1 protein-coding gene is annotated in these 18,422 nt (G+C 50.4%); it reads left to right on the top strand.

The features are described 5' to 3' along the window. The first annotated feature begins 62 nt into the window (after nt 1-62). Nucleotides 63-18,374 carry an RCC1 domain-containing protein gene (locus P304_RS16985; RefSeq protein ID WP_027390899.1) on the top strand — a complete coding sequence of 6,104 codons (18,312 nt, stop codon included), beginning with the start codon at nt 63-65 and terminating at the stop codon, nt 18,372-18,374. Nucleotides 18,375-18,422: the final 48 nt, after the last annotated feature.

Here is an 18,422-nt window from a genome sequence, read left to right as displayed (position 1 = left end):
ATAGAGTTTGAGCGAGGAAAAAAGAGTCATTTCCTCGCTTTTGCTATTCATAGGGGGATGTTATGCGGTATATGCACCTAGTAGTTGGGGTTCTGTTTATATTGTTGTCGTTTACGCCAGTGCAGGCGAATGTGTTTGGCGAGCAGCAAGGGGAACAATTTCGAAGTTTTCTGTTTAACTCTGACCCTGTGGATATCGAAAGTAATCTGAATGACTTTATCCAAGCCCAAGCTGCCGTAACTGAATACTCCCTTAGCGTCGCTCCTGCAACGAATCAACTCAGCATCACACTTCGCGCTAACAACCAACCCTACATGCCAACATCTTTCTCTGAAACTATCGAAATTCATCCACGGCCTGATGGGTGGGCGGGTGGTCTTGTTATACCAACTGGACTTTTACAGGGTGGCCAACGTTATACCATTATGTTCATCAAAGATGGTGAGCGCAAGGCACAGGCTTTTTATTTCCACCCTGAAAGCAAACCTTTTGTGAGTTTGAGCTTTGCGCGCGGTAGTGGGGCAAGCATTACGGTCGGCACAACAATTTCGCTTGAAGGGCGGGCAGTAGCACGCCAGCAAGGTGGTGGGCAAGCTATTGGACAGACATGGACGCTGTATGACAGTAATGAAACTACCGTATTGCAAACGGCTACTGGAAACATGTTTACGCACAGTTTTCCTGCTGCTGGGGAGTATTATATCACCTTCAGTGCCGCGATTGGCACGGCGTGGGATACCACTGACGCGCAGAAGATTACGGTACGCCTTCCCAGTGCACCACGAATGTTTGTGGCGCTTTCCCGCACAACACTTGCGTTGCGCCCCGGTGAAACCCTTGGTTTAGCTTTCGCTAATTCCACGAATCTCTCCACCAATGATACTGTCGAGCTGGAATTTGTACGCCCCGCGGGTGAAGCGAATCGTGTTTACCGCTATTCGGCTGGGACAATCGACTGGAGTGTTCCAACCGATAACCCTGCCGACGAATATATCTTGCGACTCAAAGGAACCAACAGTGAGAGCAGTGGTTATTCGGAGCATTATATTGTCAATGTACTGAAACCCAAAGCATTCGCTAAAGCCCCCGCCCCCGCATCGGTGCTCAAAACCCTGAACGCCTCATATACGCTAGTGCCACAGATGGCGCGGGTCGATAACCTTGGTAGTGGGTCGCCGCTGATTAGTTGGAGAGGTTTGACTTCGCAGGCTCATGCTGCGCTTACCACTGCGGGTGGTGTGAGTCGAATCAATATCCAAAGTCTCTCTCCTGGCGAACATGAATACGAACTTACAGTGCGAAATGGTGCGAACACTACTGTGGCGAAAGATATTTTCCGCCTTACTGTTCAAGAGCTTGGTGCTCCGCGATTGCATCTGACTCCTTCAAGTCAAATTTTGACTATTACCGATGGGTCGCTCTATGGCAGTGGAACTATTCTTGGTAGTGCTTTTAGCGCGGACGATACAGGAGAAATGATCTACACTTGGAGTCTTGTGAGTGGTGAGAATGTTGTTACTTTTGCACCGCAGGGTAGTGCGCTTTCTTTACGTGCCCTGCAACCTGGGCAAGCGACGATTCAACTGGTGGCGATGTCAGCCACATCTGGCAAAAGCACCGCGATCAATGCCCAAGTAGAGGTTCAAGAGCGTTTTACAAACCGTTCTGCTCCTGTTGCTGCCATTAATGCTCCAGCCGAAGTGCGTCTGAATGAACGCGAAAACTTTACTCTCAATGGAAGCCAGAGCTCCGACCCACGGCTTGATGCGCTTCAATACCGTTGGAGCATCAGAGGGGGAGGAAGCGATGCCGTCATTCTTGGTGAAACCGCGGAGCGGGCAATCTTTAATACGCAGAATATTGTCTTTGCGCCCGATGAAGCAAGCAAGAGCTATACGGTAGAACTGACAGTGACGAATAGTCGTGGGCTTGTTGGCAGTACTACTCGCCGTATTACGGTGGTACAGGCTAACCAACCAGTTGTTCAACTGACTGTACCTGCAATTTTTAAATTGCCAGTTAATGCTGCGAGTGGCGATCTGACCGCTTACGCAAGTGCATATGCACAGAGTATGAGCGGTACTCTCCAGAGCCTTCCACTCACACTTTCTCTTCCTGGGCGAAGTCCGATTATTGTAACTGCTGGAGTTGGGAGTGCGAACATACCGAACCTGATCCCCGGAACGTATACTATCACGGCGACTGCCAACAACCTTGGCAAGGTCACTACGGTGGAGCGTACTGTACAGGTAGTGAGCGACCAAGTCAGTCTGATACTCCCGTTTCAAAGTGTTACGAAAGACATTAGTGAAACCCTTACCGTTCAACCCTATGTGTTTGGGCGTACCAATTACCTGAATAACGTCCGGTGGAGCGTCAGCCCTGCCATAGCGGGTTTCCCTACAAGCGGTGCTATCAGTGCTTTTCCGCTTATTGGAGTAAGTTTAAATACCTACCAGGTGACTGGAACGTATCAAGAAGATGGGCAGACGCTGGCGACACAGAGTTTTACTCTTATAGTGCAAGCCAAAGATCAACCACAACCTGTGAGTAGCTACAGCGTCAGTTTTGTGGATCACGATGGAGCGGTGCTGAAAGCTGATACGATACAACACGGCCAAGCGGCCATTGCACCAACAGGTCCCACCAGAACAGGCTACACCTTTACCGGTTGGAGCCCATCTGACTTTAGTCATATCACTGGCAATACAACGATTACCGCACAGTATGCGATCAACAGTTTTGTGGTGAGCTTTGTCGATCATAACGGCGCAACGCTCAAAGCTGACAGTGTCGAATACGGCGCCGCCGCGGTAGCACCAGCAAGTCCCACCAGAACAGGCTACACCTTTACAGGTTGGAGCCCAGCTGACTTTAGTACTATCACTGGCAATACAACGATTACTGCACAGTATGCCATCAACAGCTTTGCTGTGAGCTTCGTTGATTACGACGGCACAACGCTCAAAACCGACTCAGTCGAATATGGCAGTTCAGCGATAGCTCCAGCAACTGACCCAACCAGAGTTGGCTACACCTTCACCGGTTGGAGCCCAGCTAACTTTAGCAACATCACTGGCAACATGACTATCACCGCACAGTATACGATCAATAGCTACAGCGTGAGCTTCGTTGATTATAACGGCACTACCCTAACAACCGACACGGTAGAATACGGCACCGCTGCGGTAGCACCAACAAGTCCCACCAGAACAGGCTACACCTTTACAGGTTGGAGCCCAGCTGACTTTAGTACTATCACTGGCAATACAACGATTACTGCACAGTATGCCATCAACAGCTTTGCTGTGAGCTTCGTTGATTACGACGGCACAACGCTCAAAACCGACTCAGTCGAATATGGCAGTTCAGCGATAGCTCCAGCAACTGACCCAACCAGAGTTGGCTACACCTTCACCGGTTGGAGCCCAGCTAACTTTAGCAACATCACTGGCAACATGACTATCACCGCGCAGTATGCCATCGACAGCTTTGCTGTGAGCTTTGTCGATCATAACGGCGCAACGCTCAAAGCTGACAGTGTCGAATACGGCGCTGCGGCGGTGGCACCAACAAGCCCCACCAGAACTGGCTACAGCTTCACCGGTTGGAGCCCAGCTGACTTTAGTAATATCACTGGCAACATGACCATCACCGCGCAGTATGCCATCGACAGCTTTGCTGTGAACTTCGTTGATTACGACGGCACTACCCTAAAAACCGACAGTGTCGAATACGGCGCCGCCGCGGTAGCACCAACAAACCCCATCAGAGTTGGCTACACCTTCACCGGTTGGAGCCCATCTAACTTTAGCAACATCACTGGCAATACAACGATTACCGCACAGTACGCGATCAACAGTTTTGTGGTGAGCTTTGTCGATCATAACGGCACTACCCTAACAACCGACAGTGTCGAATACGGCGCTGCGGCGGTGGCACCAACAAGTCCAACCAGAACTGGCTACAGCTTCACCGGTTGGAGCCCATCTAACTTTAGCAACATCACTGGCAACATGACCATCACCGCGCAGTATGCCATCGACAGCTTTGCTGTGAACTTCGTTGATTACGACGGCACTACCCTAAAAACCGACAGTGTCGAATACGGCGCCGCCGCGGTGGCACCAACAAGTCCCGCCAGAACTGGCTACAGCTTCACCGGTTGGAGTCCATCTGACTTTACCAACATCACTGGCAATACAACGATTACCGCGCAGTACGCGATCAATAGCTACAGCGTGAGCTTCGTTGATTACGACGGCACTACCCTAACAACCGACAGTGTCGAATACGGCGCTGCGGCGGTGGCACCAACAAGCCCCACCAGAGTTGGCTACAGCTTCACCGGTTGGAGCCCATCTGACTTTAGCAACATCACTGGCAATACAACGATCACCGCGCAGTATGCGATCAATCAGTATAGCGTGAGCTTCGTTGATTACGACGGCACTACCCTAACAACCGACAGTGTCGAATACGGCGCCGCCGCAGTAGCACCAACAAGTCCCACCAGAACTGGCTACAGCTTTACTGGTTGGAGCCCAGCTGACTTTAGTACTATCACTGGCAATACAACGATTACTGCACAGTATGCGATCAATCAGTACAGCGTCAGCTTCGTCGACTACGACGGCAGCGTACTCAAAAGCGATAGCGTGGAGCACGGTACCAGTGCAGTAGCGCCAACAGATCCAACTCGAGTCGGCTATAATTTTGCCGGTTGGCTCCCCGCTGACTTTAGTAATATCACTGGCAACATGACCATCACGGCGCAGTACGCTGTTGGCAGCTATACCGTGACCTTTATTGACTATGACAGCACTGTGCTGGCGACTACTGTCGTGAACCATGGGCAGAATGCTGTTCCCCCTGCCATTCCGGTTCGCTCCAATTACGAGTTTACAGGCTGGAATGGCTCGTACCTGAACATTACAGAAAATCAGACGGTTACCGCAGAATACGTATTCCGTTACGAGCCAGTAGTGCTGGAAACTTCACCTATTTCTGTCGATTTTGACCTCAAACTGCTTATTCTCGACACATCTGACATTGCTGCAGCATGGACAACAACACTTCTTTACGATCAACTTACCCTGATTGGAAGTGAAACCATCGAAATCCATGATGCTTTGGGCAATGTAAAGGGTGCAGGAGTACCGCTGGCAGATGGTGATAAAGTCGTTATCACGTTGGATGGGATTACGTTCTTTGAATATGCGATTTTTGGCATAAAACCCGTTATTTCCGGCGGATTCTATCACTCCGCAGCAGTGAAAAGCGACGGCACCCTGTGGGCTTGGGGCAATAACGAGTCGCGTCAAATTGGCGATGGCAGTGTCGACCATAAGTTTTTCCCGCTGCAGATTGAGAGCGCTAACGATTGGAAGCACGTTGATGCTGGTCACTACTTCACCGTAGCACTGAAGCGTGACAATACGCTGTGGGCATGGGGTGCAAACCAAAGTGGACAACTTGGCAAAGGTGATTTTGACGCACAAAATACTCCAGCGCAAATTGGAAACGATAATGACTGGAAGTATGTTGCCGCAACGAGCCACCATGCCATTGCACTGAAAACTGACGGAACGCTCTGGGCGTGGGGAGCCAACCAAAGTGGTCAACTTGGCGACGGGACATTGGATCTCAAAAATATGCCCATCCAAATCGGTTCTGCTAGCGATTGGCACTCTATCAGTTCAGGTAGAGTGCACACTATGGCGATCAAAACCGATGGCTCGCTGTGGGCGTGGGGAAACAATAGCTCAGGTGAACTGGGTGTAGGAAACACTACTCTTCAACTAAATCCGGTTCAAGTTGGCACTGACACTGATTGGCTTGCCGTGGTTGCTGGTACTGGTTTTACGGTTGGCCTCAAAACAAATGGCACCTTATGGGCGTGGGGAGCGAATACTGTCGGCCAACTTGGACTCGGTAATACGGCAGCACAACTGACCCCAATGCAAGTTGGAACGGATATCGACTGGAAGTCAATTGATCTGTCGGGTCAACGCGTACTGGCCATAAAGCGCAATGGTTCTCTTTGGGGTTGGGGCTTGAATGCTAACGGAGAGATAGGCGATGGCAGTACCACAAACATGCTGGCTCCGGTTCAGATAGGTGTGGACTCAAACTGGATAGCACTCAGCGCTGGGCGGGAGCATTCACTTGCTATACGACGCAATGGCACACTGTGGGCCTGGGGACGCAATATGGATGGCCAAGCTGGAATAGGCTACACCGTTATGGCCACTACGCCACAGCCTATAGAATTAACACTGCATGAGCCCACAGTCGCCTTGCTTGCGCGATCATCTGAAACATGGCTTACCGGAAAGCATATAACGATAGACCAACAAAATAATATCATCGCGCTGAATACTGCCTCTCTCGGTGATATTGCTATTGCTGACTTCTTAGAAAGTCTCACGTTGCCTTCCAATGCAATCGAAACGATAAAGGATGTCAACGGGACACCGAAAACATCACAAGATATGCTTGCTCAAGACGATACGCTTACCTTGACTGAAGGCGGAGCGACACGCACGTACATGATCACAGACTTCCGGCCACAGGTTTCTGCCAGCAGCTCGCACGCGTTGGCTATCAAGCCGGATGGCACGCTGTGGGCGTGGGGTGAGAATTACAGTGGACAAATCGGCGATGGTTCAAATGAACACCGCTTTGAGCCTGTTCAAATTAGTGGAGAAACTGACTGGGTCCACGTCAGTGCCGATAATTCTCGCTCTTATGCGGTGAGAAGTGACGGAACACTCTGGGCATGGGGAAGTTCGCTGGCCGCATCACCTTCCCAGATAGGAGCAGACAAAGATTGGACGGCTGTAGCCTTGGGCGACTCCCACGTTATGGCACTCAAGTCCAATGGAACACTGTGGAGTTGGAACACCGGAAATTATTATGGGCAATCTGGATTTGGCAATACACTTACCACAGAGACTCCGATGCAGGTTGGCCTCGGGTCGAACTGGGTAGCAGTAGATGCAGGAGCCATGCACACTGTGGCTCTGCGTAGCGACGGCACGCTCTGGACATGGGGATACAATGGCCATGGACAGCTTGGCGACGGTTCGACGACCAACCGCCTAGCTCCAGTGCGCATCGGTGACGGTGCGGGATGGCAAAGTGTAGTAGCAGGATATGGCCACACGCTCGCCATCAAACACGATAAAACACTCTGGACGTGGGGCGACGACATGCGTGGCCAGTTAGGCAAAGGAGGAATGGGTGGATCAAACCTCACTCCTGCCCAAGTTGCCGAATCACTCGAATGGAATTCAATAGCGGTTGGAAACGAACACTCATTTGCTGTGGCGAGCGACGGGACGCTTTGGGCATGGGGAGCAAATGACCAAGGGCAGCTTGGAGATGGAAATACGTTCTACGCTCAGACGGAACCTGTCCTTGTTATTGATACTTACGAGTCCCACTGGGTTTCCGTCGCTGGTTCAGCAACCCAATCTTTTGCCGTCACTGCTGATGGTTCGTTTTGGGCATGGGGATATAATGCGGGTCAACTTGGACTTCCAGCCGTAGAGGTTACCTATACGGCTGAGGCCACACCAAGGCTCTTGGTACTGCCAGCTTCTTACCTTGCTGAGCCCGCTTTATTTGCACAAAGCATAACGGCGTCAGGAATTTCGGTACACTACAATGGCAATATGATAGTGCTCAATCAGCACAATTCAGAGGAAATGGCAGCCGGGCAATTGTTGGATTCTATTACTCTGTCATTCGATGGGCTGGTCGATGTACGTGATAGCAGTGATGTGTCAAAGGCAACAAGCGATGTGCTGGTAAATGGGGATCGCCTTGTGGTCACCTACGAAGGGATTTCCCGTACCTACACCATTTATCGTTCGCTGTCGCAAATAGCAGCCGGCATGTCTCACACGGTAGCGATTAAGGAAGATGGTACGCTTTGGACGTGGGGAAGTAGCGGCAACGGACAGCTTGGAGATGGCACGGAAGGCGGCACACGGAATCAGCCTGGACAACTCGGTGGTGAAAATAACTGGATACGTGTTGCCACCGGGGAGGGTCATTCCCTTGCCCTGAAACGCGATGGTACGCTTTGGAGCTGGGGATTAAATCACATGGGACAACTTGGCATTGCCAGTGCTGATTATAGCCGCAATATACCAGTTCAAGTCGATACGGGATCGGATTGGAAAGAAATCGGTGCGGGTTACAATTTCTCCGTTGCCCTTCGCAGCGATGGCACGCTCTGGGCGTGGGGTGGTAATGATGCTGGCCAGCTTGGGATCGGTTCCGTTATCCCTTCTGTCTCTTCTCCAATGCAAATAGGCTCTGACACTGATTGGTTGACCTTTGCTGTTGGATATCAACATGCCTTGGCCATCAAAGAGGATGGAAGTTTGTGGGCATGGGGCTATAACGGATATGGCTCCAATCTCGGCGTTATACAAACCGGAAATGTTCTTGCTCCAGCGCGAGTTGGACACAGCTCTGATTGGATGGCAGTTGCTGCCGGAAGCTCCTTTAGTGCAGCGCTTCGCGCTGATGGTTCCCTATGGACGTGGGGCGAAGGGATCTATGGCCAGTTAGGGCATGGCGATTCGGCGACACTTGGTACGCCTCGCCGCGTTGGTATCGAAAGTAGTTGGACAGCAATTACAGCTGGAAACAGCCATATGTTAGCACAACAAGCCGATAACACGTTATGGGGCTGGGGGAACGGCGCTGACGGCCAAATTGGAAACGGAAATTTCGACTACGCTGTATTGAGCCCGGTAATTGTTTTCGATAGCGATGACACGGGATGGATGCATGCTGAAGCAAGCTCAGCCGCTTCATTTGGCGTCAAGCAAGACGGAACGATGTGGGCGTGGGGCTATAATGGCGTCGGCCAACTTGGTATCGGTTCGGGAATGATGCAAGAGCCGTTGCCAGTACAAATCATCTTCCCTGAATCGTATATAGCAAAGCCCGCACTTTTTGCGCAAGCAGCGCCAAACTCTGGTTTTGTGGTTATTAACAACGGCAGTTACATCAGTCTTTATGGCGACAGAAGCGTCAGTGATCTTCTCGGTGCTCTCACTGTATGGCCTGCTGCCGCGACTACTCGCGTCACCGATTTTACTGGAGATACCAAGGAATCTTTTGCACAGCTCGTAGAAGGCGACCTCTTTGTTATGGAATATGAGGATGGAAACCGCACCTACCGCGTGCAGCGAGTGCTCCCGCAAGCTGTGACTCACAGTACACACGTTCTCGCTATTCAGCATGATGGAACCCTCTGGTCATGGGGAGATAATAGCAGTGGGCAGTTAGGGAACGGTGACGTTTCTGGTCAGCTGCATGTTCCTCTTCAGGTAGGGGGCGAGGCGACTTGGACGCGCGTTGCCAGCGGTAGCGGACACTCGGTAGCAATTAAGCTTGATGGATCACTCTGGGCGTGGGGAGAGAATTATTCTGGACAACTGGGAGATGGCACACAAACCAACAGAAATCTTCCCATGCAGGTCGCATCTGGGAATACTTGGGTTGATATTGCCGCTGGTGGCCACTATACCGTAGCACTGCGTCAGGATGGCACGTTATGGAGCTGGGGTGAAAACGGGTCAGGGCAGCTTGGGATAAATTCAATGATCAGTGTAAACACGCCTACTCAGATTGGCAACGAGAGTGGCTGGATTGCGGTAAGTGCCCAAGACTCATTTGCCCTTGCACTGAAAACCGACGGAACTTTGTGGGGCTGGGGTTATAATGGGTACGGCCAGCTTGGATCAGCCACGCAGCACGCTCATAGTCTAGTGCCTGTCCGCATCGACTCATCAGCCGATTGGCAGAGTATTGTTGCGGGGTCTTCGTTCGTTATAGGCCTGAAGAGTGATGGCTCACTGTGGTCGTGGGGCGAAAATATGTATGGTCAGCTTGGACTGGGCGATACATCTCAGTACAATACTCCACAGCGCATTGGTGGTGATTCGGACTGGAAATATATTGCTACACGTTCTTTCCATTCACTCGCGATCAAAACAGACAACACCCTCTGGAGTTGGGGACAAAACAACTCCGGACAGCTCGGTAATGACACGATATACGGATCGCATTACACACCTGGCATTGTTATTGATAGCGATGAAACTGGCTGGCTTTCTGCCTTCTCTGGCAATGATTTCTCTCTAGGATTCAAACTGGATGGATCGTTCTGGGGATGGGGCAGCAACACGGGCAGACTTGGCGTAGCCACTCCAACGTATGGTTACGAGATGTCCCCAATTCCCGTTCCTTTCCCAGCCTCATATATTGCGCTTCCGGTTATTGTTGTGGAGTCGCTTGGCTCTAACGGTATAACGATAGATAATAACAGTGGGGCGATCGCCTTTAATACCACAGACCTTTCCAGCAAAACCGTGCAGGATCTTTTTGATGCCGTCACATGGCCTTCCGGTGCTACGGCAGAGGTCTATGACAGCAGCGATGTATCAAAATCACCAACTGATCCACTGAGCGCCGGTGACCGACTGCATGTTTCTCTGGAAGGCAATACGCGCGTATATCTCATCTATGGCATCAAGCCACAGATAGCAGCAGGTTCCGAACATACTCTTGTTGTCCGCACTGACGGAACCCTCTGGAGTTGGGGGGAAAATTCTTTTGGACAGCTTGGCAACGGAACCGCTGGGATGGGGATAACAACACCGCAACAGGTCGGCGTGGCGCAAGATTGGGTACGAGTTGCCACTGGTTCAGTGCATTCACTGGCGCTGAAAAGTAATGGTACGCTTTGGAGTTGGGGAACAAACTCGCAGGGTCAACTGGGTGATGGAACAGCTGAACAACGAAACGCGCCGGTACAGATAGGAGTTGGCTCTGCATGGCGTGATATTGCCGCCGGCGGAAGCTATTCGATAGCGTTGCGCGAAGACGGTACCCTGTGGACGTGGGGATACGGCATACACGGCAACGGTAGTCTCCACATGGGCGTGACCGTTCCGCAGCAGGTTGGCACGGATGACGACTGGATATCGGTGAAGACTTCTGGCGATTATAGCTTAGCCATCAAACGCAATGGATCATTATGGGGCTGGGGGTATTATTCATATGGCCAACTTGGCGATGCGAACATTCAAAAACTTGTTCCGACGCAAATAGGCGCGGGATATGATTGGCAAAGTGTAGTCGCAGGACAAAATGTTGTTCTTGCTCTGCGCAGTGACGGATCGCTCTGGGGGTGGGGCGACCGGCATTCTGGCTTGCTAGGTGCCAGTGAACCAGGCACTTACAATCAACCACAGCATATAGACGCGAGTAACAGTTGGAGTGCTATCGCACTCTCCACCAACCACGCCTTGGTGCTCAATACCGATGGAGCCCTCTTTGGCTGGGGAGGAAACGGCCAAGGACAACTGGGTGATGGAACAATAGTTAGCCATATAACACCAGAACCCGTTTTGGATAGCGGCGAAACGGGCTGGGTGAGTGCGGCGACCTCACCAAATAACGCTCGCTCATGGGCATTTAAGCCGGACGGCACATTATGGGCGTGGGGATATAATGATAGCCGACTTGGATTGTCATCCGTAACATATTCATCAGAAACAGTTCCGGTGGAAATTATATTCCCGCCATCTATAGATGAACTCCTATCGGTCAACTTCCTGCAGAACCCAGGCGCTGAAAGTGGTGATTTAAGCGGGTGGACAGTTGAAATGAACGGAGGTGATGGTTGGCTGGCGGATACATGGGAACCACGGACAGGTGGATATGCTTTTGGCACTTCATCGGCAATGGGAATCATGTATCAGGAAGTGGATCTTCTTGCCCAAGGCTTTACGGCAGCGCAGCTTGATTCCGGGAATTTCCCAATTCAAATAGGCGTTTATGTGCGGGCGCGTGATTATAATGGAGAATATTTTGTCGAGGGTCGCCTTGACCATGAATACCATGGCGCTGTGACAAGCTGGAATGTCGGCGCTGAGTGGGCACCTGAAACGCTTTCGCCTGCAGATGGCTGGGTACTGGTGAGCCATACGTTTACCAATTACAGCCCTGGCGTCCGTTTTGTAAGATTACGCATTGGCGGGAAGGATACCGTTAGCTTGGCAGGGCATTTTGGTGCCCACTTTGATGACGCCTCTATTATGGTTCTTTCGCCGTATATTAGTGGCATCTCTGGTGATGATACGCTTACTGGAACCGCAGGCAATGATACTTTTATTGGTAGTGATGGTAACGACAGTATTGATGGTGGCGAAGGGTTGGATGTTGTTCAGTATGGAGGTAATTTCGCTTTCTATACGGTAATTTTTGATGGCACGAACTACGTGGTATATAAGCCCGGTGGTTTTGTGGATACGCTAAGCAATATAGAACTTATCAGCTTTAGCGATGCTCAGGGGCCAATTGAAACCTTCGCATCAGCACCAACAATAACAATGCAAGCCCATGGCGGTGTGGTTCAATTTGGTGGAACAGGTGGATATGTCCAATCATCAACGTTACCAACAACCGCTACCGATGCCATCACGATGGAAGCTTGGGTTAACTATCAAGGTTCAATGGGCGGCGAGCAGACAATATTGGTTAATGGTAACACGTCATCAGATGGCTATAGTCTTTATGTAGACGGTTTTGGCTCACTTGGTGTTTTGTACGGAGGTGTAGGTGCTTGGCTTACAGGAGGGACACTAACCGTTGGGAATTGGTCACATATAGCACTCGTAATTGAAAATGGGGTTGGTAATGTCTATGTGAACGGGGTGCTGAGTGGTAATACACCTCTTGTTTCGCCAAATACACCAACAGGTAGCTTTTGGATTGGCAATAATCACGTCAACCAGCCATTCAAAGGGATGATTGACGAAGTGCGCATATGGAATACCGCAAGAACTCAAAGTGAAATTCAAGCAAATATGAACCAGCAGTTACTTGCTCCGCAGCCCGGCCTGATGGCCTACTACAATTTTGATGAACGTATTGGAGCCGAAATTCTAGATCAGAGTACAAACGAGAACCATGCAACCCTTTCTGGCTCTACGGCACGCCTGAACTTCCTTGGGGATAGCCTGAAATTTGATGCTACCGACGGAATGTTCGATAAAATCGATTTAGGCCAAAATCTTGATGCTGCTACCCTTACTATTGGTGCGTGGATGCGCTTTGAGGTGAAAGGGGAAGCATATCCCAAAACTATTTTCAGCACCGGATACGATGGCATCAATAAAAACAGCTATTTCTATGTAAATAATTGGGCAACCAGCGACAGAGCACTCGTGTTTGAAAATTTTGATGGTAATGCAACCGTTGCAACAGCGCCAGGTGCAATTCCTGAAGGCGAATGGGTTTATGTCACAGCAGTTGTCGATGATGTCAGTAAAACATCCACGCTGTACATCAATGCTCAGGAAGTTGCTCAAACCACCTTTACAACAAAAGCAGTATCTACTGGTAATGCCCATATAGGAATCGGTGGTAATGGAAACTGGTACTTTAACGGAAACCTTGCGGAAGTTTCCCTTTGGCATCGTGCTCTTGACTCGAGTGAAATCTCGCACGTCATGGCATCAACCCCTGACCCTTTTGATCAGACGCTTGTCGGTTATTGGCCGTTGAATGAAGGTACTGGTGCCGTGAGTACGCATGACTACTCAACATTTGCTCATCATGGGGTAATACAAGGATCGCCGCTATGGCACAATACCGCGCCGGCACTTTATGGTGGCGTGATTTATACCGAGGCGGGGATGCGCTCATGGCAGCGGATTATTGCGCAGGGGGTAAGCAACCCTGAATTTTCAGAGCCCTTCCTGCCAAGCATTTTAACATTCGACACGACTGATGGGCGCTTCTTGTATGTGTCAAACGGCATCAACGAATTTATAAACATCGAAGAAACAACTAGTACGCAAACGATTACACTATCGGTTCACAATAAGCAGGGAGCAATGCCACCGTGGGAGCCGAATGCCGCGCTCATCCAAGCAGAAACGTTTGCCGAAAATGGACAAAGCATTAGCTTTACTACACCTGACACTATTAACGGGTCACTGATTACCTCATGGCAGTGGCAGTTCCCAAATGGCGAAACGAGCGACCTGCACACCGCGCTGTACACGTTTGATACTGCTGATGGCGCACTTCAGTACGTCCGCTTGTCGTATTTTGACGAGCAATCTTCTGGAACTGCTATCCACCTCGTTCGTGTGCAAGGAGATGCGAGTCTTGCCGCTGGAGATACTGTCACCATGCTCCTGACTGCCACAGGCACGGCAAACGTATGGGGCGAAAACTCTTTTGGACAGCTTGGAATTGGTGATTCTATTGATCGTAACGTACCATCACTGTTGGTAACACCAACGAACATTATCGCTTTCGCTGGTGGCTCAAGACATACCCTTGCACTGGATGCAAGTGGTACTGTCTGGGCATGGGGGGCAAATGAATCTGGGCAGTTAGGCAACGGCACAACGCAGGGCAGTGCTGTTCCGATTCCTGTCAGCGGGCTGAGTGGGGTTGTGGATATTGCTGCTGGGGTAGATTTCTCCGTCGCACTTCGCGCTGATGGCTCTGTCTGGACCTGGGGACGTAACGACTATGGACAGTTGGGTGATGGCACAACCGCAAATCGTCATACGCCCATCTATTTTGGAATGGATAAAACTATCGCTATCGCCGCTGGTGACTTGCACACCCTCGCCGTGCAGCGCGACGAAAATACGCTCCTCTATGCGTGGGGGAATAACCAACATGGGCAACTTGGCACAGGGAATACCGACAACGCGAGCTCTCCTCAGCATATTGGTGGTTTTATTGACATCAAAGCTATCGCAGCCGGTGTTTCACATTCATTAGCACTCAAAACAGACGGTAGTGTATGGAGTTGGGGGAGCGATGCGGATGGACAGCTCGGCACTGACTCGACAGATACCTACATTGCAGAGCCAGCTCCCGTCATAACGAACAGTATTATTATGGCCATAGCGGCTGGTGGAGAACACTCGCTACTGCTTAACGATAACGGTGAATTGTTGTCGATGGGAAAAAATCTCAGTGGCCAACTCGGGCTGGGCACTACGAGTTCGCATACCGTGCCGACCATGATAATGGATGCACCATCTGGTACGGCAGTAGCGATTGCAGCCGGGCTGAATCACTCACTGGCCATCGCGAACGACGGGACGATTTATGCTTGGGGTGATAATCAATATGGCCAGCTTGGGCTTGGAGATACAAACAACAGAGTATCGCCTACCGTTGTGAATGAAATAATGCTATCAGCAAGCACTTTCTTCGACTTTGCTACGCCAACAAGCCTAACAGATTATTTCACCAGCGGCATCAATGGCTCTGGTGACCCCTTCGTATGGAGTAGCACCGCTGGCTTGAACGGAGGCGGTGGTATTGCGATACCACTTGGATCAGACCATATCTGGACGACAAAAAGTGCTTATCCTGTAACCGCACAAGGCACGTATGTGCTATCGGGCTATTTTGAAAATGCGGGCAATGGTGGCTACGGAGCCATTGGTTTTTCTACCGAAGCAACCAACAGTGCAAGCGGCTGGAGTGCCACGCCAGACACCGGCAGCTTTATTGGTGTCTCCTATCACGGCGGTGGCGGTAACTGGGTCAATAACGGCCTAGGCGATGAGCTCAACTGGGCTGGTGGTGATATGACCACAGGGCCAACATGGTATTTCTTTAAGTTAACACTCGAAGCAATAGGGGGGGGCGCCTTTGACGTTACATTTGCAATATACCACACTGATAGTACTGGCACGATAGGCAGCCTAAAAACAACCCACACAACGACCGTGACGAATGCTGGGATAGCGAGCGCGCCGCAGATGTATGCTTTCTTCTCTGTTGAAGGGTATCGTACGGGAGCGATAGATAACCTGAACGTTCAACTTGGTGCGGCGGCGGGTGCTTTCGTTGGCACGGAGTTGGATGATGAATTGTTGGGAGATTCCGGCAACAATACCTTCGTCGGCAGTGCGGGCAACGATACGATCAACGGCGGCGGTGGGATAAATACAGTTATCTACGCTGGCCACAGCTCATTGTACACAGTCACGAATAACGGCGATGGAAGCTATACCGTTATCAAGCCTGATGGTACGGATACACTGACAAATATTGAGTATTTAAGTTTTAATGATACTAGTGGTGTGCCAATTGGTGTGATTGCCGACCTTATCGCCCATTATGAATTTGAAGATAATGCTCTGGACTCAGCTGGTACCAATCATGGCACATTGTACAATGCCAACTCCTCAAGCTTTTACGTCCTAGGAAAATTGGGTAAGGCCGCAAATTTTGACGGTATCGATGATTACATCGTAGTGAACCGCCCTGTTCAGGACGATTTCACGATCACTTTTTGGCTGCAAACCACTCAGGCCGGCTATGGAACGGTTGCTTGGGAAGCTGATCAGCTTCTGGATGCCGATGCTGGGGGTAACGCTAGTGATTTTAGTGTCGGCATTGCCAGCGGAGGTAAGCTGGCCTTTGGCACCGGTGACGCGACGCAGTTTTACAACGGGCATTCCGTGTCCTCCATCAACAATGGGGCGTGGCAGCACATCGCAGTAACACGAGTAAAGTCCACTGGTGAAAACAAAATTTATGTCAATGGTGTCCTCGAAACCACATTTGCAGGGAGTCTGTTGACTCTAGATGCACAAACTCTTTTGGGTATTGGAGAGAAAAGCTCTGACAGTTACCGAAAATACATCGGGATGATGGATGACCTTCGGTTCTATGACCGCGCGCTGAGTGAGGATGCTATTGCGTATCTGCATGCTTATATGCCTGCTCCTGAGTTTGCCCTTCAGGCTCATGGCGGCGTGGTGCAATTTGGTGACTCGCCCGATATGGTGCTTACTGGCGGATTGGAAAATGCCGATGTGTCCAGTGCGTTTACGATTGAGGCGTGGGTGAATTTACAAGATGCCGAACCAAGGTTCCACACTATTGCAAGAAGCGAAACAGCTCCTCAGATTGCTTTTCGGCTTCAGGCAGATGGAAGCCCTCACCTCGATTTCTACATTATCCATAACGGTACGCAGCAACTTACCAGTTCCATTAATTTGAACGATTATATTCGTAAGTGGAATCACATCAGCGCGGTCTATGAAGCAGGAGTTATGTCCATTATGGTCAACGGTGTGACAGTCGCAACTCAGGATTATTCGGGCAGCATAGCGACACTCCCCGCTAATAGCCTTGCAGATCTGACGTTAGGGCATTACACGGGAGGAACAAACGAATGGTTTTCGGGAATGCTAGACGAGGTGCGGGTATGGAATATTGCTCGTACAGAATCTGAGATTTTGGAGAACATGAGCCGTCAGCTCACCGGTACTGAATCTGGTCTTGTGGCTTACTATAACTTTGATGAGAGAGTTGGCGACATTACTAAAGACCTGACAGCCAATGGAAATGATGGAGTTATTGTTGGAGATGTTACGCGACTGAACTTCCTTGGTAGTACGCTAAAGCTCGATGGCGCCGATGATTATGTGACGCTGGGGAACGTTACCCATAACATTATCCTTGATCAAGCTTCGTTTGTCGCGTGGGTGAGATTGGATGTCGAACCGGTATCGGATTATTATGATTTATTTAAGCAGGAGCACGCTTACGCGATTGCCGTTAGCAGTCCCGGTGGACCGAATGGCAGCCGTAAGCTGCACTTTAATATGCACGACGGGGTTTCGTGGGGCAGTGGTATTGAATCGACGCAGAGTGTGAGTATTGGCCAGTGGCATCATGTTGCGGTGGTGTATGAGAGTAATGAGCAACAGGTTGAGCTGTATATTGATGGACTGCTGGATAGTGTACAGGCGCCTCCAAAGACGCTTTTAAGCGCAAATGCAAATCCCTTGTTGCTTGGGAGCACTTTGCTGCAAGGTGGCGGAAATAATGGCTACTTTAATGGCGCAATCGCAGAAGCCTCTATTTGGAATAGATCGCTAGGTTCCAGTGAGATCACAGATCTCATGCACGGTGCGCCATTTAACCTTCCAAACATTGACACGAATGAACTCCTTGGCTATTGGCCACTGAATGAAGGATCAGGAGTGGTAGCAAAGGATCGCTCGGCAGCCGCGAACCACGGTGCCATCCAGGGTGCTACATGGCAGCAAAGTGCTCCACCAATCTATGGAGCAAGCATACTAAACATCGAAATACTCCCAGCGATACCGAGATGGTATCAGTTTACCGGAGGAACAGCGCCGTATACCGCCACAGGAAATACACTTTGGATTTTTGACCCTGACTTTGGCTTGCTGCTCCATAGCGGTGAGGCTGGAGATCCAGCATTTATAAGTGATGATAACGGACAACAGCTGATTATCGATACGATGTCTCAGGTGAATTAAAAGTTGAAATTCCACAGATTGACTTCGAGAAAATGCAAAAAGCCGCTG

The organism is Chrysiogenes arsenatis DSM 11915, from assembly GCF_000469585.1.
Classification (GTDB): domain Bacteria; phylum Chrysiogenota; class Chrysiogenetes; order Chrysiogenales; family Chrysiogenaceae; genus Chrysiogenes; species Chrysiogenes arsenatis.
Note: the sequence above shows the minus strand (reverse complement) of the source record. Positions and strands in the feature narration are given on the sequence as shown.